The following is a 23,600-nucleotide window of genomic DNA, read 5'->3' as shown; positions in this document are numbered from 1 at the left end:
TCAGTTAGGGGGCATTATGGGTAAGCGATTAAACATTGGATTATTAGGAATGGGTGTTGTCGGCAGTGGAGTCTGTCAAGTGCTGGCGGAACAAAAAGAAGCCATTCTGGCACGGACAGGAGTCAATGTGCAAATCACGAAAGCACTAGCATCGCCTTATGAGGACAAGTCTGAGTTGGCGGCTAAGTATGGGTTTGCTTTGACGAATGAGGCAAATGAGTTGTTTGAAGATGAGACCATCGACGTAATTGTGGAATTGATCGGGAAGATCGATCCGGCAAAAGCGTTTATTTCAGCTGCTTTAGAAAATAAAAAGCATGTTGTGACGGCAAATAAAGATTTGATTGCCACCCATGGACCTGAACTGCTGGCAATTGCTGAAAAAGCCGGTGTTTCTCTTTATTATGAAGCCAGTGTGGGTGGCGGCATTCCGATTTTGCGCACATTGAGCACCCACTATCTACCTGATACCATCACAGGAATTTTTGGTATCGTCAATGGGACGACCAATTACATGTTGACGAAAATGACAGAAGATGGCATGACCTATGAAGATGCTTTGTCGCAAGCTCAAGCAAAAGGCTTTGCGGAATCAGATCCTACCAATGATATCGATGGCATTGATGCTGCTTACAAAATGGTGATTTTGACGAAATTTGCCTTTGGGAAAACGATCAGCATTGATGATGTTGCAACGAAAGGCATCCGCGGATTAGCTGTGGCAGATATTAAGCAGGCGCAAGCCTTTGGTTATGAAGTGAAGTTGATCGGCGCAGCTCAAAAGACAGTTGACGGTTCCCTTACTGTGTCAGTCGGACCTGTATTAGTACCGAAAAACCATGCGTTAGCGACGATCCAAAACGAGTTTAATGGTATTTTTATCGAGAGCGAAGGCATTGATCAATCAATGGTTTATGGACCAGGAGCAGGATCGCGACCGACGGCCACCAGCGTGGTTGCGGATTTAACCGTGCTAGCAAAAAATAAAAGCTATGGGATCGTGGAACCATTTCTAACCTTTGAAAAAGAAACAGCATTAGCTGCTGTCCGAGAAGTTCCCAGCCGGCATTATGTGTCGTTTTCAAGTCAAGAGATCAAAGCGAACGCTCTTCCAGAATGGTTTGCGTTTGAGCAAACGGTGTTCAACGAAGCAGACCAACGAATCGTTGGAATCACCAATTCAATGAGCGAAAATAAGCTAGCAGAAAAACTCGCAACTTATACCGATGCACAAAGCATTCAAATAATGAAAGTGATGGAGGAATAAACATGTATCAAGGATTATTGCATCAATACAAAGAATATCTCCCAGTTAATGAAAATACCCCAGCATTGTCACTGGCAGAAGGTAACACGCCGTTGATTCCCTTACCAAGCCTTTCCAAGGAATTAGGGATCCAATTGTATGGAAAATACGAAGGGCTGAATCCAACAGGCTCATTTAAAGACCGCGGTATGGTGATGGCGGTGGCAAAAGCGGTGGAAGAAGGCGCTAAAGCAATCGTCTGTGCCTCGACAGGAAATACTAGTGCGGCAGCAGCAGCTTATGCCACCAGAGCGGGTATCAAAGCCTACGTTGTAATTCCAGATGGCAAGATCGCTATGGGAAAATTGGCGCAAGCAATCGTTTATGGAGCCGATATCATTTCGATTCCAGGAAACTTTGATGAAGCGTTAAAAGCGGTCCGGGATATTGCAGAAACGGAAGCCGTGGCGCTAGTAAACTCAGTCAATCCTTATCGTTTAGAAGGACAAAAAACAGCTGCCTTTGAAGTATGCGAACAATTAGGACAAGCGCCAGATGTTCTTGCGATTCCTGTCGGTAATGCAGGAAATATCTCGGCATATTGGAAAGGGTTCAAAGAATGGCATGAGAAAAAAGGCACCACGTTGCCAAGAATGCATGGGTTTGAAGCTGAAGGTGCTGCTGCCATCGTCCGTGGTGAAGTCATCGAACAGCCAGAAACGATCGCTACAGCGATTCGGATCGGCAATCCGGCCAGCTGGCAGTTGGCAGAAGCCGCTCGTGATGAATCAAAAGGACATATTGATGCAGTAACCGATGAGGAAATTTTGAATGCTTACCGTAAAATCGCTGCGCAAGATGGTGTATTTATTGAACCAGGTTCAGCCGCATCACTTGCCGGCGTTATCCAGCACGTGAAAGCAGGAAAAATCAAATCAGGTGAAACTGTCGTTGCTGTCTTTACTGGAAATGGTCTGAAAGATCCGGATACAGCAATTAAAGCAACCGAAGTAACCATCAATAAAATGAGTGATTTAGAAGAAATGCGTCAGCATCTTCGTGAAGGAGTTGCCAATCTATGAAGATCCGCGTTCCTGCAACCAGTGCGAATTTAGGGCCTGGTTTTGATTCCTGCGGGATTGCCCTGTCAAAGTATTTGTTCATTGAAGTTTTAAAAGAAAACGATACGTGGGAAATCATCCATGAGTTAGGCTCAGAGATTCCAACCGATGAAACCAATTTACTTTTGCGTGTGGCTTTGAAATTAGCACCAGACATGAAACCATTGAAGATTCGTATGAGCTCAGATATTCCATTGGCACGAGGCTTAGGCAGCAGTTCTTCTGTTATTGTTGCTGGGATTGAACTAGCCAACCGCATGGCGCATATGAATCTGAGTGCAGCACAAAAACTTGAGATCGCAACCGCCATTGAAGGGCATCCTGACAACGTCGGACCAGCGATCTATGGAGATTTTACGATTGCTGCCTATGATCATCAGCACAAGCATACGTATTTAGTCAAACATCATTTTCCTGAATGTGAGATCATCGCCTATATCCCTCACGATGAGTTGTTGACGGAAGCAAGTCGCCAAGTCTTGCCCCAGACACTTTCTCACGAGCAAGCAGTCGAAGCCAGTGCGATCGCCAATGTTATGATCGCAGCAGTCATCAATGGCAATCTGCCTCTTGCAGGGAAATTGATGCAGCAAGATCGTTTTCATGAAGCCTATCGTGAGAAACTTGTTCCACACTTGTCGACCATTCGCCAGATTTGTGAAGAAGAAGGCGGTTATGGCTGTTTCTTGAGTGGCGCAGGTCCCACTGTCTTAGCAATCGTCCCAGAAGACAAGGCAGAACGTATCTCAAAACTTTTGCATGCGCTGGAAAGTAATGCGTATATCGAACAATTGCAAATCGATCGTGAAGGGCTACAAGTTTTCTAAAGAGCTTTAAAATGAAAAATATACCAAAAACGATGAGCAGACTGAGTCCGCTCATCGTTTTTTATTGCTTAATAGTGGTTAATCTTTCGTCTCTGAGGTGTAATAGCTATGATCTTCTAAGTTTAATGCATTTAAAATCATTGAGGCGGTTTCTTCGATGGAAAGAGAAGCGACATTGATCACGACACAACCTAATTTCTCATAAAGATCATTGGCAAACGTCAGCTCCGCTTTGATTTTTTCGATATCGGAATACGCAGAATCGGGGTTCAAGCCGTAGGAGCGCATCCGTTCTTTGCGGATACTGTTTAATACATTCGGATCGTTTGTTAACCCAACGATTTTTTTCGGATCGATTTCCCAGAGCTGTTTTGGTATGTGGGCTTGCGGAACCAAAGGCAAATTAGCGACTTTTAAGTTTTTGTTCGCTAAAAATAGACTCAAAGGCGTTTTTGAGGTCCGAGAAACACCCAATAAAACGACATCCGCCTCTAAAAAGCCTCGGGGGTCTTTTCCGTCATCATACATCACAGCAAACTCCATGGCTTTGATGCGTTTAAAATAATTTTCATTCAAGTGGTGCAAAGCGCCGGGTTCTCGTGACGGTGCCACCCCAGTGCGGCGTTCAACTTCACTCACAGGCGGTGTCAGTACATCAAAATGATAGAGATCCGCTTCTTCACAAAAATGATTGGTCAAATCTACGAGTTCTTCTTTGATCAAGGTATGAAGAATAATGGCATTGTGTTTTTTTGCATCTGATAATGCTTTGATCAAATGCTCTTTTGTGTGGATGAAGGTGCGTCTAAAAAGGTTGAATTCGACGCTGGGGTATTGGGCCATTGTCGCTTGTGCAAGCTTCGATGCCGTTTCGCCGGCAGAGTCCGACAACACGAACATCGTCACTGCGGCACTGGTTTGCAATTTTTCTTGCAAGTCTGGTTGTTCAGGTTCAGTTGGCTTCATAAGAAAAATCCTCTCTTGCTTTTTTATTGATTTCATTATACCATACTTAAGATCGATAGAATCGGAATGATTTTGATTTATCAGGAGGGCCTACGATGAAAAATCAAACACTTATTGAGCATGCCATGACAACATTGAAAGAAAATGGCTTTAAATACACCAAAAAAAGAGAAGCGATCATCACCTATTTAGTCAAACGCAATCGCTATTTACCAGCAAAAGAAATTCATGAATACATGTCGGAAAAGTATCCTGGTTTGAGTTATGATACGATCTACCGGAATTTGCACGATTTTTCTGAGATCGGTATTTTAGAAGAAACAGAGCTGAACGGTGAGATGAAGTTTCGCTATAACTGCTGTGCAGAATTAGAGGACCATCACCACCATCATTTCATTTGTACAGTCTGCGGCAAAACAAAAGAACTGCATATTTGTCCAATGGACTTCTTTCAAGAACAGCTTCCTGGTTGTTTGATCGAGGGTCATCGCTTCGAGATTCTGGGGCGTTGTGAAGAATGTCAATGAAAACCCAAACAAACTTGACAGTATCGAAGACTTTTTTACCAGAATGCCTTGACACTTTTTCAGGGGTTAGCTATAATTTTTAAAGGACAGTCGTGTTTTTTGGGATTTTATTTCAATAACAACTACGGTTACTTTTTAAGCTCGGAGGGAGGGAATTTACATGTCAAAAACAGTCGTTCGCAAAAACGAATCACTTGACGATGCTCTTCGTCGCTTCAAACGTTCCGTGTCAAAAGCGGGTACTTTACAGGAATCTCGTAAACGTGAATTTTACGAAAAACCTAGCGTAAAGCGTAAGAAAAAATCTGAAGCAGCTAGAAAACGCAAAAAATTCTAATTTTCTACTGTTTTGAGAATTGGAGCTGGTAGTGTGACACTACTAAGTACACTGAATGATGACATGAAGACAGCGATGAAAGCCAAAGACAAGGAAACCTTGCAGGTGATCCGCATGTTGAAAGCATCAATTCAAAATGAGCAGATCAAAAAAGGTACTGACTTGAATGAAGAAGAAGAGTTGACTGTTTTATCTCGTGAGATGAAGCAACGTCGGGACTCTTTAAATGAGTTTGAGAAAGCTGACCGAAAAGATTTAGCCGAGAAAGTCAAAGTTGAAATTGCAGTTGTTGAAAAATATTTACCAGCGCAACTTGATGAAGCGGAAATCCGCCAAATCGTTGCTGGAGCGATTGAAAAGACTGGTGCTTCTTCTTCCAAAGAATTTGGAAAAGTGATGGGTGCTGTAATGCCGCAAGTCACAGGCAAAGCAGGCGGCAATCAAGTCAATGCAATCGTTAAAGAATTATTGGATCAAATGTAAGCTCACGCCGCAAGTATGGATGACATGCTTGCGGCTTTTTTCTGATTTCGAAAACTTAAAAAAAGCATAAGGACAAAAGGAAACTACCTTTGGGCTTTATAAGTAATTTTTCTTTTTTCCATCTTATGTTATTATTAATAAGAACGCCAAAAAAGGAGCTGTAACATATTTGACAGACAAAACTATGACGATCGAGATAACACTTAGTGAAAACGATGATGTTCGTTTGCTATTAGGTGCTCACGATAAAAACATTAAAATTATTGAAGACTCGACAGGGACGGTCATTCACACTCGTGGTGAGCTAATCCAAATCGTCGGCGAAGCGGATGCAGCAGAAAAAGCACAATCTGTGATTCGAGCGTTGCAAGAGTTGATCAAACGAGGTATCAATATCAGTACCCCTGATGTGATCACAGCGTTGAATATGGTAAACAAAGGCAGTCTTGATTATTTCAAAGATATGTATGATGAAGAAATCATCAAGGACCGTAATGGTAAACCGATTCGGGCGAAAAATGCCGGTCAAAAGAAATATATCGAAGCTGTTCGCAAACATGATGTGGTCTTTGGTGTCGGACCAGCTGGAACAGGAAAAACCTTTTTAGCCGTTGTCATGGCGATCGCTGCTTTAAAGAAAGGCCAAGTGCAAAAGATCATTTTGACACGGCCCGCTGTGGAAGCAGGAGAAAACCTTGGTTTCCTACCGGGAGACTTGAAAGAAAAAGTCGATCCTTACTTACGACCCGTTTATGATGCGTTGTATCAAATTTTCGGGATGGATCATACGAATCGTTTAATGGAACGTGGCGTCATAGAGATCGCTCCATTAGCATATATGCGAGGGCGCACGTTAGAAGATGCCTTTGTAATTTTAGATGAAGCTCAAAACACGACGATCGCTCAAATGAAAATGTTTCTGACACGTTTAGGATTCAACTCCAAAATGATCGTCAATGGCGATACGAGTCAGATCGACTTGCCAAAGGGAACTTTAAGCGGTTTGATCCATGCGGAGCGAACGTTGCAAGAGATCCCCAAAATTGCTTTTGCTAATTTTGAAGCAGGAGATGTGGTACGGCACCCAGTTGTGGCCGAAATCATTCGAGCTTATGAAGAAGCAGATCTTAAAGACAAGCGCTGATCGTCTTTTAGGAGGAGAACTATGATCATTCAACCACTACGGAAATTTAGAGAAAGACTTGGGAAGTTCTATTTACCAGTTTTAATGTTTCTATTCTTTCTTTTTTCGATTGGTATCATGTACACCAGCGTCAAACAGAACAATGTCGATTATAGCGAAGGTCAGGTGGCGGAAGAAAACATCCGTGCCAATAAAACGATTGAAAATACCGCTGCGACAGAACAAAAGCGCAAATTAGCAGCAGAAGCGGTTCCACCAGAGTATACTTATCAAGACACACTGGCGCAGACACAGCACGATCGCATCGACCATTTATTTGACTTAGTTGATTCAGTCAAAAAGTCGGTAGATGATGCCCACGCTAAAGAAGTTGCTGAGGCTGATGAGGATGAAAATATCCCTAAACCGAGTACGGATGAATACATCGCAGCCTTAAAAAAAGAGTTTGAAAAAATGAGTGATGATGAACTTGATTTTTATCAGTCATTGACGAATAATTTTTTGTCGACGTTGTTTTCTTTAAGTAGCGATGAATTGAATACGGTACGAACCTATGCCTTACAGCTAGTGGACGAGCAAATGGCTAAGCAGATCCGTCAAACAGAACTCAGCACTTTCCGCTCGGAGGCAGAAGACAAGATCCAATTTCTAGATGTTACTTCAGACATGGCATCAGTATTGCGTTTTATTGTCAATCAAGGAATCGTCGTCAATGATATTCCCAATGAAAAGCGGACGGAAGAAGCGAGACAAACCGCCATGGACGCTGTTCCACCGGTAATGATCTATCAAGGAGAAATCATTGTTCGTGAAGGCTCGCAGATCGATGCCAACGCATTGGAAAAATTACAGCTTTTAGGAATGACCAATCAAACCTTCTCAGTTTTTCCATTGATCGCTTTAGTTTTAGCGATATGCTTACAAATGCTGATGCTGTTTTATTATACAAGACAGACAAAAGACGTTGAAAAACGTATGAACGCCGTCACTTTTTATATTTTGGCGATGGCATTCAGTATTTTGATCATGAAATTCTTCCAACTGTTCCAATCAGAATTAGTGACCTTTATCCCGCTCTTTTTCCCAGCAGCCTTTACACCGCTGATTCTGAGCATTTTCTCCAGCAGACGTTTAGGAATATTATCCGCGATTTTCCAAGTGGTCAGTGCACTCTTCATTTACTTTGATTCCAGTGGGACCAACTTGTTGACGACTGTTTTAGTGACCTACCTTTTCTCTGGTTTAATGGGTACGATGATCAAACGAGCACGTATTGCCAGTCAAGGGAAAATCGCAGTCATGTGGGTGATCGTTTTCCCATTACTCTTAAGCATCATGCTGGTCATTTTCCAAGGAATGGATTTGGCCCGCGGCAACACATGGACAACACTCGTCTGTGGATTGGCCGGCTCGCTCTTAAGCTATTTGCTGACAATGGGGCTGCATCCGTATATCGAACTATTGGTAACGGACGAAAGTATGATCGTGTTGAATGAATTGAGTAACCCGAATCATCCGTTGTTGAAACAGTTGTTGGAAGAAGCACCAGGGACCTATCATCACAGTATGATGGTTGCCAATCTTAGCGCCAATGCTGTAGCCGAGATTGGTGGGCAAAGCTTACTGACCCGCGTGGCTTGTTACTACCATGACATTGGTAAAGTCAAACATGCCAATTTCTTCGTTGAAAATTTACCTGCAGGTGCTGAGAATCCACATAATTTCTTGCTACCTGAAGACAGCAAACAAATCATCTTCGGTCACGTGATCGATGGAGCGGAAATTCTCGAAGAGGCCAAAATGCCGCGGATGGTGATCGATATTTGCCGTCAACACCATGGCACGACCCTGATGCGTTATTTCTATGTCAAAGCCCAAGAGCGTAATCCCGAGGTGACGGAAGAAGATTTCCGTTATCCTGGGCCAAAACCGCAAACACGAGAAGCGGGTGTCGTGAGTATCGCTGATAGCTGTGAAGCAGCGGTTCGAGCGATGGAAAATCCGACCAATCAAAAGATTCAAGAATTTGTTGCGAATCTCATCAATGACCGGATCTTGGACGGTCAACTGGATGAAACAGGGTTAACGTTGAAAGAAATCCGAATGATTGAAAAATCACTGGTCAATGGACTTTGCAGTACCTTCCATTCACGGATCAAATACCCAAAGATGAAATCGGAAGCAGAGAAAATGAAAGAAGAACAAGAAAGAAGAGAGCGCTAATGGAGATTACCTTTTTAGATGAGACAAATTCAGTAGGGGAAACCAAGATCAAAGAGATCGAAGGCCTTCTACAATTTGCTGCAGGACATTTAGACCTTCCAGAGGATACGGAAATGTCGGTCACGTTTATGGACAATGCAGCCATCCAAGAAATCAATCGGGAGTATCGCGGCAAAGATATGCCGACAGATGTCATCAGTTTTGCCTTCGAAGAAGAAACGCCAGAGGAGATGCCGATCATTTTTGATGAAGCCCTTGAAGAGATGCCTCGTGATCTAGGAGACATTATGATCTCCATTGAACGGGCAAAGGAACAAGCTGCTGAATATGGGCATACTTATGATCGGGAACTTGGTTTCTTGGCGCTGCATGGTTTCTTGCATATCAACGGCTATGATCATATGACACCAGAAGATGAAAAGGAAATGTTTGGATTGCAAAAGGAAATACTGGATGCCTATGGACTCAAAAGATAAGAATATTGGGAAAAACAAACAGTTTATCTCGTCAATCGAATTTGCTTTCACCGGTATAAAAACCGTTTTTAAAGAGGAGCGTAATATGCGTAAACATGTTGCGTTAGGTATCGTTGCGATCATTGCAGGCTTTGTTTTCCGTTTGAATCAAATGGAATGGCTTTGGCTGCTGTTAGCTGTTTTCTTAGTGTGGATCGTGGAGATCATCAATACAGTCTTTGAGAATGTCGTTGACATGTTTACGGACTTTCATTTCCATCCTATCGGAAAAAAAATCAAAGATATGGCAGCTGGTGCTGTGCTGATGACCGCTGTGTTTGCATTAGTGGTCGCCGCGATCATCTTCTTGCCAAAATTGCTACAGCTCTTCTAAAGATGCACCAAAACCACAAGATAAAGGGGAACAACAATGACAACACACAAATCAGGCTTCGTTGCGATCGTCGGGCGGCCAAATGTTGGGAAATCAACACTACTAAATCGAGTCGTAGGGCAAAAAATCGCGATCATGAGTGACAAGGCGCAAACGACTCGTAATAAAATTCAAGGGGTCTATACGACAGATGACGCACAGCTGATCTTTATCGATACACCAGGGATCCATAAACCCAAACACCGTCTAGGCGATTTTATGGTGGAAACCGCCTATAGTGCACTTCGTGAAGTTGACGTGACACTATTTATGATCAGTGCCGATCAAAAGCGCGGCAAGGGTGATGATTTTATCATCGAACGGTTGCGTCAAAGCCAGACGCCAGTTTTCCTAGTGATCAATAAAATAGATAAAGTCCATCCGGATGCTTTATTGGCAATCATTGAAGATTACTCTTCACAAATGGACTTTGCTGAGATCGTACCGATTTCCGCAACAGAAGGCAATAATTTCGAAACGTTAATGAAGCTACTGATCGATGAAATGCCTGAAGGGCCTCAGTACTTCCCAGAGGATCAAATCACGGATCATCCAGAATACTTTATCGTTTCCGAATTGGTGCGGGAAAAAGTCTTGCTACTGACCAGAGATGAAGTGCCTCACTCGGTAGCGGTCGTTGTTGACTCCATGAAACGGGACCATAATGATAAGGTGCATATTCAAGCGACGATTATTGTCGAACGTGACAGTCAAAAAGGCATTATCATCGGTAAAGGCGGAAAAATGCTGAAACAGATCGGGACGAAAGCTCGTTTAGACATTGAACACTTGTTAGATGACAAAGTCTTTTTGGAACTATGGGTGAAAGTTCAAAAAGATTGGCGCGACAAGCAAACCTTCTTAACAGACTACGGCTATCGCAAAGATGAGTATTAAGGAAATTTAGATCAATCATGGTCTGCTTTAAAAAGGAAAAACTGATGCAGTTAGTTAACTGGATCAGTTTTTTTAAAGAAATGGGGTACGACGATGAATCTTGTTGAAACAAAAGGAATCTTACTTTTTTCAAAAGACCATAAAGAAAAGGACAAGTTAGTCAAAATCTTTACGGAGTCAGCTGGGAAGCAAATGTTTTATGTCAAAGGGGCTCATCGGAAAAACAACCCCTTGACACCAGCCTTGCTCTCCTATACTGAAGCGACTTACATGGGAACCATCAAAGCGGAAGGCTTGTCCTTTTTAAACAATGCCAAAGACATCCATTCATTTCGTACGATTCAAAGTGATATTTTTATCGCTGGCTATGCGACTTATCTGTTGAATCTGGCTGATTCTGCCATCGATGATCGGGTCTATGATCCACATCTTTACCAATTTCTGCACGAGGCGTTACAATTGATGGATCAAGGAAACGACGCAGAGATCATCACCAATATTTTTGAGATTCAGATTTTACACCGTTTCGGGATTACTCCAAATTGGACGCATTGTGCCATCTGCGGAAAAACCGACGGTCGGTTTGACTATTCCTCAAAATATAGCGGTATTTTATGTGAACAGCACTGGGGGATGGACGAACGTCGCTATCATGCGGATTCTCGTGCGATCCATTTTATTCGCTTGTTTTCGCAAATATCCTATGAGCAGATTGCTTCGATCAAATTAAAGTCAGAAACGAAAGCAGCGATTCGACAAGTGATCGATCTATTGTATGATGAATATGTCGGCATCCATTTGAAAAGCAAGAAGTTTATCGATCAGATGGGGCAATGGCAAGACGTCTTAAAACCGAAAAATCAATGATAGAGTTGGCGAAACTTCAATGGAGTTAAGCCGACTCTTTTTTTGAACAATGCGGTAAAGTGACTCGCATCTTGAAAACCCACGGCGAAGGCGGCTTGCTGAATGGGCAGATCCGGCTGTGCCACCAAAAGTTCTTTGGCGCGGGCCATGCGATAGTTTAATAAGTATTGGGCGGTGGATTGTCCTAGAAAACGCTGGAACAACCGCGAGAGATATTGGGGCGAAACATAGACTAAACCAGCCAAGTCTCTGATCGTGATCGCCTGATCGTAATTGGTTTCGATTTCTTGTATTACAGGGATCAGATATTGTTGAAACAAGGGGTGTTTTTCGGTTGGATTCCCCGAGTTCTCTTGCATGATCGCCAGCAAAAAACGATAACACTCGCTAGAAGCCTGTAACGGATCCCAACTGATTTTTGGGTCTTCTTTAATGCGTTGTTTGATCCAAGTCATATAGGAAAAAGTTTCAGACTCTTCAACTAAAAGATAAGGTTTACTTGTAAATTTTTTTAAGATCTCAGCTGCCAAAGGTCCTTGAAAAGTGGCAAAGGAGGTTTTCCAATCAGACAAGGGATAGTAGCGATGTGGAGTAAAAGGAAAAATCAAGATGCCTTCACTGGGACGTAAGATAAAGGATTCTTGACCAAAGGTGACGCGGCCTTCTCCTTGTTCTGTCTGTAGCCAATGAAAGTAAGGGTAGCCATCGGGACGAACAACGTCATCTTGTGGCCAATCATTTCCGATACTTTCAAGCGACAAAGGCAGCTGCTGGTTTGTTTGATAAAAATAAATAGGCATATCCAACCTCCATGTTTCGAAAAGTTATAAAATAGTGTTTCATGTATTATACTACAACAGAATGAAAAGCCTTACAATAAGAGAGTAGAAATCAATTTATTTTAAAGGAGCGTTCATTCTTATGACAAAATTTTTCGATCGAATTTTATTTGGCGGCGATTATAACCCCAATCAATGGCCCAAAGAGATTTGGGAAGAAGACATTCGAATCTTTAAAAAAGCGAGTATCAATAGTGCGACCGTCAACGTCTTTTCATGGGCAAAGATCCAGCCTTCTGAAAATTGTTATGATTTTGAGGAATTGGATCAAATCATCGAAAGATTAAGCAAGGAAGGGTTCGATATCGTCTTAGCGACATCGACGGCGGCGCTGCCAGCTTGGATGTTCAAGAAATATCCGGAAGTCGCTCGCACCGATTATGATGGACGCCGTCATAAGTTTGGGCAACGGCACAATGCCTGTCCTAACAGTTTAGTCTATCAAAAATACGCTGAGCGATTGGCGACAAAATTAGCCGAACGTTACGGTGAAAACCCGCAAGTCTCTTGTTGGCACATCAACAATGAATATGGTGGCGAATGTTATTGCGAAAACTGTGAGAAAGCGTTTCGTGTTTGGCTAAAAGACAAGTATCAAACGATCGAGGCAGTGAACAAAGCCTGGAACATGGAATTTTGGGGACACACTGTGTATGAATGGGATGAAATCGTGCTGCCAAATGCGCTGTCAGAAGGAATCGGCTATGAGAAGACAGCATTTGCGGGTATTTCCATTGACTACCGACGGTTCAACTCGGATAGTCTTTTAAAAAACTATATGATGGAACGGGACGCTATTCGGAAAATTGATCCGACAACTCCGATTACAACGAATTTGATGGGAACCTTTAAAGGACTGGATTATTTCAAGTGGGCAAAGGAAATGGACCTTGTTTCGTGGGATAATTATCCATCATATAATACGCCATGGAGTTTAGTAGCCATGACCCATGATCTAATGCGTGGCTTGAAACAACAGCCCTTTATGTTGATGGAACAAACACCTTCGCAACAAAACTGGCAACCTTATAACTCGTTGAAAAAACCGGGACAAATGCGGGCACAAAGTTACCAAACCATCGCGCATGGGGCGGATACGATCCAATACTTTCAATTACGACGTTCCGTTGGCGCTTGTGAGAAATTCCATGGTGCGGTCATCGAACATGTCGGTCATGAAGACACGCGAGTTTTTCGAGAAACAGCCGCTCTTGGGGCGGAATTAGCGCAGCTTTCAGACATCATTGGGACGCAATCTCAAGCACAAGTTGCTTTGATTTTTGATTGGGACAATTACTGGGCATTAGAATACACCAGTGGTCCGACCGTTGATCTGAAATACGTAGAACAGATCCATCGCTACTATCGGTATTTTTACGAACAAAATATTGCCGTCGACTTGATTCCCGTGGATGCTGACTTATCAAAATACAAATTAGTCGCAGCACCGGTTCTCTACATGATCAAAGAAGGGATGCAAGAGCGGCTCACTGATTTCGTTAAGCAAGGCGGTGCTTTACTTACAACGTATATGAGCGGCATCGTTGATCAATCAGACAATGTTCACTTAGGCGGTTACCCTGGCCCCTTGCGGGAGTTATCTGGCATCTGGGTGGAAGAAATCGATGCATTAGCCCCAGAACAATCAAACGGGGTTTCCTTAGTCAATGAAGAACTGACAGGAACCAGTAATTCAGTCAGCGATCTGATCCATTTAGAAACCGCTGAAGCGCTAGCGCATTATACAAGCAATTTTTATGCAGGAATGCCGGCAGTGACGAAAAATACGTTTGATGAAGGAACTGTCTATTACTTTGGTGGCCAGTTGGAAGATCAGCTACAAGATCAGCTTTTCAAAACAATCGTCGAAGAAACCGGTATTACCCCAGTGATCGAGGAGGCAACAAAACTGGAAGTTGCTTGTCGTGAAAATGCAGAGGCGAAATTCTTCGTTATCATTAATTTCCACGAAGAAGCACAACCTTTACCAGAAATTTTCGTCGGAGAAACGGATCTCCTGACGGGTGAGGTTCTTTCTTCAGAAACGAAACTGGCACAGTACACCACCTATATCGTCAAAGAGGAGCGTAACTGATGCGAACTTTTGCTATTGAAGATGACTTTTATTTAGACAACAAGCCTTTTAAAGTGATCTCTGGAGCGATCCACTATTTTCGTGTCGTTCCTGAATATTGGCAAGATCGTTTAGAGAAGCTACGCTTGATGGGCTGTAATACCGTGGAAACCTATGTTCCTTGGAATCTCCATGAAGCACAAGAAGGTGTCTATCAGTTTGAGGGGATCCTTGATTTGCGGCGATTTATCCAAACGGCACAAGAAGTAGGGCTTTATGTCATTTTGCGACCAGCACCTTATATTTGTGCGGAGTGGGAATTTGGTGGGCTGCCTTATTGGCTATTGCAAGATCCTATGATGAAGCTTCGGTTTGATTATCCACCATTTATGGAAAAAATCACTCGTTATTTCGCCCATTTGTTTCCACAAGTGCGGGATCTGCAGATCACCCAAGGTGGTCCGATTTTAATGATGCAAGTAGAAAATGAATACGGCAGCTACGCCAATGACAAAGAGTATTTGCGAAAAATGGTGGCTGCGATGCGGCAGCATGGTGTAGAAACGCCGTTAGTGACCTCTGACGGACCTTGGCACGATATGCTAGAAAACGGCAGTATCAAAGACTTGGCTTTGCCTACGATCAACTGCGGCTCCAACATCAAGGAAAACTTTGAAAAACTTCGAAGATTTCACGGAGAAAAACGGCCATTGATGGTCATGGAATTTTGGATCGGCTGGTTTGATGCCTGGGGTGACGACCAGCATCATACGACCTCCACAGAAGATGCAGTAAAGGAATTACAGGATTGTTTAGCATTGGGTTCTGTCAATATCTATATGTTTCATGGTGGGACCAATTTTGGCTTTATGAACGGGTCAAACTATTATGAACGCTTAGCGCCGGATGTCACTAGCTATGATTACGATGCCTTACTGACAGAATGGGGAGAACCTACTGCCAAATACCAAGCCTTCAAAAAGGTGATTGCTGACTATACGGAAATTCCTGAGTTTCCCTTGAGTATGGAAATTGAGCGAAAAGCTTATGGAACATTCTCAGTGAAAGAACGAGTCTCCTTGTTTTCGACGATCGACGCGATCAGTCAACCGATCATAAGTAATTACCCCTTATCGATGGAAGCCTGCAATCAAGCGACAGGTTATATCTATTATCGCTCACTGATTGGGTCTGCTCGGAAGATTGCCGACTACCGTCTGATCAATACGATGGATCGTGCCCATACATTTATCAATCAGGAACTTTTGCGCATCGATTATGATCAAGAAATCGGTCAAACCTACAGTTTCGATTTATCAGAATCAGAAAACGAGTTGGGGATCTTGGTGGAGAATATGGGGCGGGTCAATTATTCCGTAAAAATGAACCATCAGCACAAAGGCATCAAAGACGGTGTGATCATCAATGGCGCCTTCCAAAGCAACTGGGAAATCTATCCCTTACCGATGGATAATTTGCATGCCATTGATTTCCAAGGAAAATGGCAAAAAGGACAACCAAGTTTCTCACGCGTTGAATGTGTTTTTGATGAATGTGCAGATACCTTTATCGAATTGCCAGGCTGGGGTAAAGGGTTTGTCCAAGTCAATGGTCATATGATCGGCCGTTTCTGGGAAAAAGGACCGCAGCAACGCTTGTACGTCCCGGCACCGTTTTTGAAAACTGGAATAAACGAGATCATCGTTTTTGAAAGTGATGGGAAAATCGCTGATGAGATCGTCTTTCATGATCACGCGGATTTAGGTCCAGAAGCATAAAAGTTCAAATTAGTCATTGACAAACCCTAGCTTCAACTACTATCATAAGGGTAATCGAATCCGTGCTATGACCGGAAGAAAGAAAGAAGTCCATTCCATGAAGCGAACTTGGGAGAGTGAAAGCCAAGTTGGAACCTTATTTCGCAGGCGTCCGTGAGCATGATCAATGAAGCTGCCGACTTGTCGGAAGTAGGGTGGAACCGCGAATGTATCGTCCCTATATCTATACACTCCGTATAGATATAGGGACTTTTTTATGTTTCACACCAAGAATAGCCAAAAACAAAGGAGGTTTTTTTATGTTATTTGATATGACGATTCCAGCAAGTGCGTTTACCGAAAAAAAGCTCAAAGTATTAGCAAGTATTCCGCTGCAGGTTCGCCTTTTAAAGGATGAACAGCTTATCCATGAATTTACAACGAGTCCAGACCAAATGCTTTACGACTTATCTGATGTTTTAGAAGCAGATGTCGTGGTCGAAGTGAAATTGATCCCCGGATCAGTTGTCGAATTTTATCCTGTCGTCAATGCGTTATAAGAAAGGAAGAAAAAGATGAGTAAACTAACTGTGCAAGAAATGATTTTGACCCTGCAAAAATTCTGGTCTGAAAACGGCTGTATGCTGATGCAGGCCTATGATACAGAAAAAGGGGCTGGAACCATGAGCCCATATACATTTTTACGTGCAATCGGTCCAGAACCATGGAACGCCGCTTACGTAGAACCTTCTCGCCGTCCAGCTGATGGCCGCTACGGGGAAAACCCAAATCGTTTGTATCAGCACCACCAGTTCCAAGTCGTGATGAAGCCTTCTCCTGAAAATATCCAAGAGCTTTATTTAGAAAGCCTGCGTCTTTTAGGGATCGATCCATTAGAACATGATATTCGTTTTGTCGAAGATAACTGGGAAAATCCCTCAATGGGTTGTGCAGGTCTTGGTTGGGAAGTTTGGTTAGATGGGATGGAGATCACTCAGTTTACGTACTTCCAACAAGTTGGCGGCTTAGCATGTAAGCCAGTGACATCAGAGATCACTTACGGCTTAGAACGTCTAGCATCTTATATTCAAGAAGTTGAAAGTGTCTACGATCTTGAATGGTCTGCAGGTGTCAAATATGGTGAGATTTTCCGCCAACCTGAGTATGAACATTCAAAATACTCCTTTGAAGTCAGTGACCAAGACTTGCTTTTAGGGAACTTCGATCGTTTTGAACAAGAAGCAAAACGTTGTATCGATGAACGCTTAGTTCATCCAGCTTACGACTATATCTTAAAATGCAGCCATACCTTCAATTTGTTGGATGCACGTGGCGCAGTCTCCGTCACTGAACGTGCTGGGTACCTCGCACGAATCCGGAATATGGCGCGTCAAGTAGCAAAACTATTTGTAGCAGAACGGGAAAACCTCGGTTATCCATTGCTTGATCCAGAAGTGGCGCAAAAACTGATTGAGGAGGGAAAATAAGATGGCACAAAACCTATTATTAGAAATCGGCTTAGAGGAATTACCTGCGCATGTCGTAACCCCAAGTATGAAACAATTACAAGAAAAAACGGCAGCTTTCTTAGATGCTCATGCATTACCTTATACAGCAATCGAAGCCTATTCAACACCTCGCCGCTTGGCAGTTTATGTCACCGGTATTCCTGAAAAACAAGCCGATACACAAGAAGACGTCAAAGGACCAGCGAAAAAAATCGCCTTAGACGAAGCTGGCAACTGGTCGAAAGCAGCTCAAGGATTTGTTCGGGGACAAGGATTGACAACCGATGACATCACCTTCCGTGAATTAAAAGGGGTTGAGTATGTCTATGTAACGAAACATACCCAAGGTCAAGCAACCGTTGAGGTATTGAAAGGATTGCAGGAAGTAATCACAAGTTTGACGTTCCCAGTAACGATGCACTGGGCAGATTACGATTTTGAATACATCCGACCCATTCATTGGATCGTTGCACTCTTTGGTGAGCAAGTCATTCCTTTCCAAATCCTTGATATTGCTACCGGTCGCGAGTCAAAAGGTCATCGTTTCTTAGGTGAGGCAGTCACGTTTGATCATGCGGACGAGTATTTGGAAAAAATGAAGCATCAGTTTGTCATTGCTGATCCAAGCGAACGTCAACAAATGATCACTGCACAAATCAACGAAATCGCTCAAGAAAACAACTGGCGGATCGATTTAGATGAAGACTTACTAGAAGAAGTGACAAATCTGGTTGAATACCCAACAGCCTTTGTAGGGGACTTTGAAGAAAAATATCTTTCTGTACCTGAAGAAGTGTTAGTTACTTCTATGAAAGAACATCAACGCTACTTCGATGTCCGCACCCTTGATGGAGAATTGCTGCCGCATTTCATCTCTGCCCGCAACGGGGATGCTGTGAAAATCGATAATGTTATCAAAGGAAACCAAAAAGTACTGACCGCCCGTTTAGAAGATGCTGAGTTTTTCTACAATGAGGACAAAAAGCTAACCATCGACCATTGTGTGGAAAAGCTTAAGCAAGTCACGTTCCACGAAAAAATCGGCAGTTTGTATGAAAAAATGCAGCGTGTTGGATTAGCTGCACAAATCATCGGGAAGACGGTTGGTTTAACAGAAGAAGAACTGACCGACCTTCAACGGGCAGCTCAAATCTATAAATTTGATTTAGTGACCAATATGGTAGGGGAATTCCCTGAGTTGCAAGGAATCATGGGGGAAAAATATGCCCTGATCCAAGGAGAGAAACCAGCAGTTGCCCAAGCGATTCGTGAACACTACATGCCGATCTCAGCAGAAGGCGAGCTGCCACAATCGAAAATCGGGGCTATTTTAGCCATTGCGGATAAATTAGATAGCTTACTTGCGTTCTTTGCCGTTGATATGGTTCCAAGTGGTTCAAACGATCCTTATGCTTTACGCCGTCAAACCTACGGGATTATCCGCATCCTAGCTGAAAAACGCTGGTATTTCCCATTTGCTCAGTTACAAGAAGAGATTCGCGAAGCCATTAATGCCCAACCGGAAGTTTTTGGGATTCAACTTGCCGCAGGTCAAGAACAAGTGACTGATTTTGTGAAAGGCCGTCTGCGTCAATTCTTACTCAGCAAAAATACGCGTCATGATGTTATTGAAGCTGTTTTAGGCGCTCGTCAAGCAGATATCAGTACGTTATTTGAAACGGCTCAAATGTTAAGAGAACATCTGCAAGACACCGACTTCAAACCATCAATGGAAGCCTTGACTCGAGTCATCAATTTAGCGAAAAAAGCCGAATTGGAACAAGTAGCCATTGATCCTGCCTTGTTTGAAAACGACTCTGAAACTGCCTTGTATGAAGCGGTCTTAACAGTAGAGGACAAGTTCCCACATCAAACGATGGAAGAAAATTACCAAAGCTTAGTAGCACTGCGCCCATTGATCGAAGCTTATTTTGATCAAACAATGGTCATGGTTGAAGATGAAAATATTCGCCGCAATCGTTTTGCCTTGTTGGATAAAATCGCGAAGATGAGTCTGGCGGTTGCTAGTTTAGATGCTTTGATTACGAAATAAAAAGGAAGCTTGCAGTTGCAGGTTTCTAAATAAAAAAAGCTGGAACTGAAAGAATCAGTTCTGGCTTTTTTCTATGTTTCTCGATTTGCTTTTATTCAAAGTTGTATTCTAGTGACGGTATTTTGTTAATAACCAAAAAATTTATTTGCCATTTCTTTTCAGGGAATCCAATGATTGTTTAGCTTTTATGATTGAGGATTTGATGATGCTTCTATTGATACATAGATTCTCATTATACAGACCGATTCATTTTTCCATTGGAAATACGCTGAAACGATAGGTGCAATAAAACAGCCTGACAGATCATAAGATGATTTGTCAGGCGAATGTTTATTTGCGGGTCAATTTTACTACCACTTCACAGCGGGCGGTTTGTGGAAACATATCTACTGATTGCAGATATTCTACGTGAAACACTTTGGCTAGTTGGACTAAGTCTCTTGCTAAAGTAGAAACATTACAAGATATATAGACCATCTTCTTCGGTGGCTGTTTCAGCAAAGCTTTCAATAATCGTTCATCCAAGCCTGTCCTTGGCGGATCAACAATGATGCTATCAGGTCTGAAGCCTTCATTGAACCATTTTGGTAAGAGCTCCTCAGCAGTCCCCGTTTCGTAATGGGTATTTTGGGCACCAATGCGGCGCGCATTTTCTTGGGCATTTTCAATGGCTTGAGGAATAATGTCCATCCCGCGGACTTCTTTGGCATAAGGAGCCACGCTCAGCCCAATCGTTCCCACGCCGCAGTAGGCATCAACGACTGTTTCATTTTTGCTCAAGTCAAGGGCTTTTAACCCTTCTTGATACAAGACGCTGGTTTGCTGCGGATTCAGCTGGAAGAATGCGCGGGCGGACAAGTCGAAGGTCAGTTCATTCAACCGTTCTTCGATTGCTTCTTTGCCCCAAAGATGAATCGTTTCCTCTCCCATGATGACTGATGTTTTTTTGTTTTGCACATTTTGCATGATGGAAACGACTTGCGGCAAGCGCTGATTGATTTCGCGAATCAGCGCATTTTTTTGTGGCAGTTTGACAGAATTGGTAATGAAAACGACTTGAACTTCGCCAGTCGCGATCCCGATCCGAACCATCAATGTTCGTAAAATGCCGCTGTTTTTGCGTTCATCGTAAATGGGAATCTGGTATTTATTCAACAACTGGACGATGCCGTTGATCACTTTTTGCGTATCTTGTTCTTGTACGAGGCAATCATCAATGGCGACTAAGCGATGGGATTCCATTTCGTATAAACCCGCTTCGATACGTTTGGTTTGACTGTTGTAACGCAATTGAAATTGCGCTTTGTTGCGGTAATGCCAAGGAACATCCATGCCTAAAGTATCCCTTAGTTCAAACTGTTGGTAGCCATTTGGCTTAAATTTTTCAAGTGCTTGTTTCAAGAGGTCTTTTTTGAAATCTAATTGTTTATCGTAGACTAAATGCTGCAATTGGCAGCCGCCGCATCGGTCATAAAACTTGCACGGTGGTTGGATGCGATCGCTACTGGGCTTGACGATTTTGGTCATCTTGGCTTCAGCAAAGCGGGAAGAGGCTTTGGTGACTTCGGCGATGACCTGTTCTCCCGGCAGAACACGGGGAACAAAGATAATTAGCTTTTTGTAATAACCGATGCCTTCTCCGTTGATCCCTAAGCGTTTGATCGTTAGTTGTAGTTTTTGTCCAAGCTGGACTTGTGTATTTGCCATGTGAACTCCTTAAATAAAATAGTCAGTTCATTTTACCACATTTTTTCAGCTTGATTAGAAGGAATTTCATTGTAGTTGTGGTAAAATAGAATGTACGTTCGCGAGGTGAAGAAGATGAATACAATTATTCGTATCAATAAAGGAAAAGGACCCTTTTATGAAGTGGCGACATCAGAAGGTGAAACGCTGCGGGTCTCAGAAGATCTTTTGGTCCGTTTTCGGCTATTAAAAGGCAAGGAACTGAGTGAAGAAGAATTAAAAGAAATCAAAAAAAGTGCAGGATTTGATTTAGGATTGCAGCAAGCCATGAACTATATCAGCTATCAGCTGCGTTCTGAAATGGAAGTCCGTACCTATTTGAAAGACAAAGAAATCGAAAAACAAGACCGAGACTTAGTTGTTGAACGTCTAAAAGAGCTGAATTTGATCGATGACAAAAACTATGGAGAGAGCTACATTCGCACCCAAGTCCGTATGAGTGATAAAGGACCCGTGGTCATCAGCCAGCAATTGAGAAAAAAAGGCTTGAAAGATCCCGTGATTCAAGAAGTATTGCCTTTGTATACCGAGGAAATGCAGTTTGAAGTCGGTTATCATACGGCTGAAAAAGCGATGCGTCGTTTTCAAAATAAAAGCCATAAAGAAATGATCCAAAAGATAAAAATGCATTTGATGCAAAAAGGTTTTCATCAAGGAGTCATTCAAATGATTTTGGATGAATTACCGATGGAAAAAGATGAAGACCAAGAAAATGAAGCGCTCCAAAGGGAAGGTGCTCGCCTTATGCGGCGGCATCAACGTTTGCCCTTGATGAAACGAAAAATGAAAATCAAGCAAGGCCTTTATCAAAAAGGGTTTGCCATCGATGATATACAACGATTCTTAGATGAGGAAGTAATGGATGAGTAAGCAATGGGAAACTTGGGATGAAGAAAAAATCGAGACGTTCCAAGAAACATTTTTAACTTGGTATCATAAGGAAAAACGCAATCTTCCTTGGCGGGCGACCAACGATCCGTATGCAATCTGGATCTCAGAGATCATGCTTCAACAAACACGAGTGGAAACAGTGATTGGCTATTTTTACCGTTTTATGGAGCAATTCCCAACAATCCAAGATTTGGCTGAAGCTGAAGAACAAAAGCTGTTAAAGGTTTGGGAAGGTCTAGGTTATTACTCTCGTGCCCGCAATCTGAAGGCGGCTGCCCAGCAAATCGTGGCAGAATTCGACGGGAAAATGCCCGATTCAATTGAGGAGATTCGTTCACTAAAAGGAATTGGTCCCTATACAGCTGGTGCTATCGGCAGTATTGCTTTTGGCTTACCAGAACCGGCGATCGATGGAAATGTGATGCGGGTCGTCAGTCGGTTATTTTGTATCGAAGCAGATATTGCGAAAGCTAGCAGCCGAAGACCATTCGACGAGGCGATGAGAACGATCATTTCCCACGATGAACCCGGTGAGTTTAATCAAGCCTTGATGGATCTTGGCTCACGAATCTGTACACCCACCACACCGAAATGTGAAGAGTGTCCCATCAGCCAGTACTGTCTTGCTTATGCAGAGAATCGACAAACAGACTTTCCAGTGAAATCGAAAAAAGCCAAGCCCAAGGATGTCTACTACATCGCAGGCGCCATCGAAGATCAAGGCTCGTTTCTACTTGTGCAGCGACCTGAAACAGGCTTATTGGCCTCTATGTGGCATTTCCCGTTGGTAGAAGTAACGAAAGAACAATATGAGGCTTTGCAGCGGACATGGGCAAAAGAGGAGCAGTTGCAGTTGGATTTGATTGCCGAAGAGGAAGCACTCGAGATTTTTCCTGATCTGCCTGTTGTTTGGCAAAAACGACATTTTGGCGAGATCACGCATATCTTTAGTCATTTGAAATGGCATGTCCTTTTATTTTACGGCAGAAAACGGGGAGAGCTCACGTTACAAGACAGCCAATGGGCTGCCAAAGAGTCCTTTCAAAACTATGTTTTTCCAAAACCTCAGCAGAAATTAGTCGAGCAATTAAAGAAATATCAGAAACTCGATAAAGATTTCTAGGCAAAGCTTTCTTTTATTGCTATAATATTAACGATGTCGGTGTAATGAACACCCAAACAAAACGCAAGTTTTCTTGCTGAGGG

22 protein-coding genes are annotated in these 23,600 nt (G+C 42.9%); 19 read left to right on the top strand and 3 right to left on the bottom strand.

Translation table 11 applies throughout. The features are described from left to right. Positions 1 to 16 precede the first annotated feature (16 nt). From IGI78_RS09580 to thrB, 3 genes are read left to right on the top strand one after another with little or no spacing between them, the layout of a single operon-like run. Positions 17 to 1,267, top strand: coding sequence for a homoserine dehydrogenase (locus tag IGI78_RS09580; protein WP_195265032.1), 1,251 nt, complete (start codon positions 17 to 19; stop codon positions 1,265 to 1,267). A gap of 2 nt (positions 1,268 to 1,269) precedes the next feature. Further along, positions 1,270 to 2,328: a threonine synthase gene (gene thrC / locus IGI78_RS09575; RefSeq protein WP_086292206.1), complete on the top strand. Its 1,059-nt coding sequence runs from the start codon at positions 1,270 to 1,272 to the stop codon at positions 2,326 to 2,328. Next, positions 2,325 to 3,194: a homoserine kinase gene (gene thrB, locus IGI78_RS09570; protein ID WP_195265034.1), complete on the top strand. Its 870-nt coding sequence runs from the start codon at positions 2,325 to 2,327 to the stop codon at positions 3,192 to 3,194. Before thrC ends, thrB begins: the two co-directional genes overlap by 4 nt. 78 nt (positions 3,195 to 3,272) lie before the next feature. Here the strand turns inward: thrB and IGI78_RS09565 are convergent, their stop codons facing one another. Beyond that, positions 3,273 to 4,160, bottom strand: a complete 888-nt coding sequence (locus tag IGI78_RS09565; RefSeq protein WP_010748043.1) for a pyruvate, water dikinase regulatory protein — start codon at positions 4,158 to 4,160, stop codon at positions 3,273 to 3,275. Positions 4,161 to 4,255: 95 nt separating this feature from the next. Between IGI78_RS09565 and IGI78_RS09560 the strand changes: the two genes are divergently transcribed. The 9 genes from IGI78_RS09560 (at position 4,256) to recO (ending at position 11,526) form a co-directional block, all read left to right on the top strand. Beyond that, complete coding sequence (locus IGI78_RS09560) at positions 4,256 to 4,687, top strand: Fur family transcriptional regulator (protein ID WP_005225833.1); 432 nt, start codon at positions 4,256 to 4,258, stop codon at positions 4,685 to 4,687. Positions 4,688 to 4,847: 160 nt separating this feature from the next. After that, positions 4,848 to 5,024, top strand: coding sequence for a 30S ribosomal protein S21 (rpsU, locus tag IGI78_RS09555; protein ID WP_002356740.1), 177 nt, complete (start codon positions 4,848 to 4,850; stop codon positions 5,022 to 5,024). A gap of 33 nt (positions 5,025 to 5,057) precedes the next feature. Further along, positions 5,058 to 5,507 carry a GatB/YqeY domain-containing protein gene (locus IGI78_RS09550; RefSeq protein ID WP_430617969.1) on the top strand — a complete coding sequence of 150 codons (450 nt, stop codon included), beginning with the start codon at positions 5,058 to 5,060 and terminating at the stop codon, positions 5,505 to 5,507. A 184-nt stretch (positions 5,508 to 5,691) separates the two neighbouring features. Next, entirely contained in the window at positions 5,692 to 6,651 is a 960-nt protein-coding gene (locus tag IGI78_RS09545; RefSeq protein ID WP_369907672.1) for a PhoH family protein, read from the top strand. 21 nt (positions 6,652 to 6,672) lie between these two features. Further along, entirely contained in the window at positions 6,673 to 8,874 is a 2,202-nt protein-coding gene (locus IGI78_RS09540) for an HD family phosphohydrolase (protein ID WP_220426605.1), read from the top strand. Beyond that, entirely contained in the window at positions 8,874 to 9,350 is a 477-nt protein-coding gene (gene ybeY / locus IGI78_RS09535) for an rRNA maturation RNase YbeY (protein ID WP_077454286.1), read from the top strand. The genes IGI78_RS09540 and ybeY overlap by 1 nt, the downstream gene beginning before the upstream one ends. Then, positions 9,334 to 9,723, top strand: coding sequence for a diacylglycerol kinase family protein (locus IGI78_RS09530; protein ID WP_170920108.1), 390 nt, complete (start codon positions 9,334 to 9,336; stop codon positions 9,721 to 9,723). Before ybeY ends, IGI78_RS09530 begins: the two co-directional genes overlap by 17 nt. Positions 9,724 to 9,759: 36 nt before the next feature. After that, on the top strand, positions 9,760 to 10,659 hold the full coding sequence (gene era, locus IGI78_RS09525) for a GTPase Era (protein WP_005225846.1): 900 nt from the start codon (positions 9,760 to 9,762) through the stop codon (positions 10,657 to 10,659). 93 nt (positions 10,660 to 10,752) lie between these two features. Continuing rightward, positions 10,753 to 11,526 carry a DNA repair protein RecO gene (recO, locus tag IGI78_RS09520; RefSeq protein WP_195265042.1) on the top strand — a complete coding sequence of 258 codons (774 nt, stop codon included), beginning with the start codon at positions 10,753 to 10,755 and terminating at the stop codon, positions 11,524 to 11,526. Here the strand turns inward: recO and IGI78_RS09515 are convergent. Further along, entirely contained in the window at positions 11,520 to 12,326 is an 807-nt protein-coding gene (locus IGI78_RS09515; protein ID WP_140964889.1) for an AraC family transcriptional regulator, read from the bottom strand. The two genes, recO and IGI78_RS09515, sit on opposite strands and share 7 nt — an antisense overlap. A 121-nt stretch (positions 12,327 to 12,447) precedes the next feature. On the opposite strand from IGI78_RS09515, the gene IGI78_RS09510 reads away from it, so the two are divergent. From IGI78_RS09510 to glyS, 5 genes are all read left to right on the top strand, one after another. Further along, complete coding sequence (locus tag IGI78_RS09510) at positions 12,448 to 14,460, top strand: beta-galactosidase (RefSeq protein ID WP_430617968.1); 2,013 nt, start codon at positions 12,448 to 12,450, stop codon at positions 14,458 to 14,460. Then, the gene (locus IGI78_RS09505; RefSeq protein ID WP_195265046.1) at positions 14,460 to 16,217 is read left to right on the top strand and encodes a glycoside hydrolase family 35 protein; all 1,758 of its coding nucleotides are present in this window, start codon (positions 14,460 to 14,462) and stop codon (positions 16,215 to 16,217) included. The genes IGI78_RS09510 and IGI78_RS09505 overlap by 1 nt, the downstream gene beginning before the upstream one ends. Positions 16,218 to 16,516: 299 nt before the next feature. Further along, entirely contained in the window at positions 16,517 to 16,756 is a 240-nt protein-coding gene (locus IGI78_RS09500) for a hypothetical protein (protein ID WP_081118113.1), read from the top strand. A 15-nt stretch (positions 16,757 to 16,771) separates the two neighbouring features. After that, positions 16,772 to 17,683, top strand: coding sequence for a glycine--tRNA ligase subunit alpha (gene glyQ, locus IGI78_RS09495; RefSeq protein WP_077454407.1), 912 nt, complete (start codon positions 16,772 to 16,774; stop codon positions 17,681 to 17,683). A gap of 1 nt (position 17,684) precedes the next feature. Then, on the top strand, positions 17,685 to 19,757 hold the full coding sequence (gene glyS, locus IGI78_RS09490) for a glycine--tRNA ligase subunit beta (protein WP_081118114.1): 2,073 nt from the start codon (positions 17,685 to 17,687) through the stop codon (positions 19,755 to 19,757). Between the two features lie 330 nt (positions 19,758 to 20,087). Here glyS and rlmD read toward each other — a convergent pair whose 3' ends face one another. Further along, positions 20,088 to 21,464 carry a 23S rRNA (uracil(1939)-C(5))-methyltransferase RlmD gene (gene rlmD / locus IGI78_RS09485; protein ID WP_081118115.1) on the bottom strand — a complete coding sequence of 459 codons (1,377 nt, stop codon included), beginning with the start codon at positions 21,462 to 21,464 and terminating at the stop codon, positions 20,088 to 20,090. 114 nt (positions 21,465 to 21,578) lie between these two features. On the opposite strand from rlmD, the gene recX reads away from it, so the two are divergent. Further along, a complete protein-coding gene (recX, locus tag IGI78_RS09480) occupies positions 21,579 to 22,373 on the top strand; it encodes a recombination regulator RecX (protein ID WP_170920106.1) in 795 nt (264 codons plus the stop codon). After that, the gene (gene mutY, locus IGI78_RS09475; RefSeq protein WP_081118117.1) at positions 22,366 to 23,517 is read left to right on the top strand and encodes an A/G-specific adenine glycosylase; all 1,152 of its coding nucleotides are present in this window, start codon (positions 22,366 to 22,368) and stop codon (positions 23,515 to 23,517) included. The genes recX and mutY overlap by 8 nt, the downstream gene beginning before the upstream one ends. Positions 23,518 to 23,600: the final 83 nt, after the last annotated feature.

The sequence above is a fragment of the Enterococcus sp. DIV1767 genome, from assembly GCF_050542585.1.
Taxonomy (GTDB): domain Bacteria; phylum Bacillota; class Bacilli; order Lactobacillales; family Enterococcaceae; genus Enterococcus_D; species Enterococcus_D innesii.
The sequence above is the reverse complement of the archived record's forward strand: the minus strand, read 5'-3'. Positions and strand labels throughout refer to the sequence as shown.

Bases quoted from the DNA above. Each gene is read 5' to 3' on its own strand.
- IGI78_RS09580 (WP_195265032.1), top strand. From the start codon at position 17: ATGGGTAAGCGATTAAACATTGGATTATTAGGAATGGGTGTTGTCGGC.
- thrC (WP_086292206.1), top strand. From the start codon at position 1,270: ATGTATCAAGGATTATTGCATCAATACAAAGAATATCTCCCAGTTAAT.
- thrB (WP_195265034.1), top strand. From the start codon at position 2,325: ATGAAGATCCGCGTTCCTGCAACCAGTGCGAATTTAGGGCCTGGTTTT.
- IGI78_RS09565 (WP_010748043.1), bottom strand. From the start codon at position 4,160: ATGAAGCCAACTGAACCTGAACAACCAGACTTGCAAGAAAAATTGCAA.
- IGI78_RS09560 (WP_005225833.1), top strand. From the start codon at position 4,256: ATGAAAAATCAAACACTTATTGAGCATGCCATGACAACATTGAAAGAA.
- rpsU (WP_002356740.1), top strand. From the start codon at position 4,848: ATGTCAAAAACAGTCGTTCGCAAAAACGAATCACTTGACGATGCTCTT.
- IGI78_RS09545 (WP_369907672.1), top strand. From the start codon at position 5,692: ATGACGATCGAGATAACACTTAGTGAAAACGATGATGTTCGTTTGCTA.
- IGI78_RS09540 (WP_220426605.1), top strand. From the start codon at position 6,673: ATGATCATTCAACCACTACGGAAATTTAGAGAAAGACTTGGGAAGTTC.
- ybeY (WP_077454286.1), top strand. From the start codon at position 8,874: ATGGAGATTACCTTTTTAGATGAGACAAATTCAGTAGGGGAAACCAAG.
- IGI78_RS09530 (WP_170920108.1), top strand. From the start codon at position 9,334: ATGGACTCAAAAGATAAGAATATTGGGAAAAACAAACAGTTTATCTCG.
- era (WP_005225846.1), top strand. From the start codon at position 9,760: ATGACAACACACAAATCAGGCTTCGTTGCGATCGTCGGGCGGCCAAAT.
- recO (WP_195265042.1), top strand. From the start codon at position 10,753: ATGAATCTTGTTGAAACAAAAGGAATCTTACTTTTTTCAAAAGACCAT.
- IGI78_RS09515 (WP_140964889.1), bottom strand. From the start codon at position 12,326: ATGCCTATTTATTTTTATCAAACAAACCAGCAGCTGCCTTTGTCGCTT.
- IGI78_RS09510 (WP_430617968.1), top strand. From the start codon at position 12,448: ATGACAAAATTTTTCGATCGAATTTTATTTGGCGGCGATTATAACCCC.
- IGI78_RS09505 (WP_195265046.1), top strand. From the start codon at position 14,460: ATGCGAACTTTTGCTATTGAAGATGACTTTTATTTAGACAACAAGCCT.
- IGI78_RS09500 (WP_081118113.1), top strand. From the start codon at position 16,517: ATGTTATTTGATATGACGATTCCAGCAAGTGCGTTTACCGAAAAAAAG.
- glyQ (WP_077454407.1), top strand. From the start codon at position 16,772: ATGAGTAAACTAACTGTGCAAGAAATGATTTTGACCCTGCAAAAATTC.
- glyS (WP_081118114.1), top strand. From the start codon at position 17,685: ATGGCACAAAACCTATTATTAGAAATCGGCTTAGAGGAATTACCTGCG.
- rlmD (WP_081118115.1), bottom strand. From the start codon at position 21,464: ATGGCAAATACACAAGTCCAGCTTGGACAAAAACTACAACTAACGATC.
- recX (WP_170920106.1), top strand. From the start codon at position 21,579: ATGAATACAATTATTCGTATCAATAAAGGAAAAGGACCCTTTTATGAA.
- mutY (WP_081118117.1), top strand. From the start codon at position 22,366: ATGAGTAAGCAATGGGAAACTTGGGATGAAGAAAAAATCGAGACGTTC.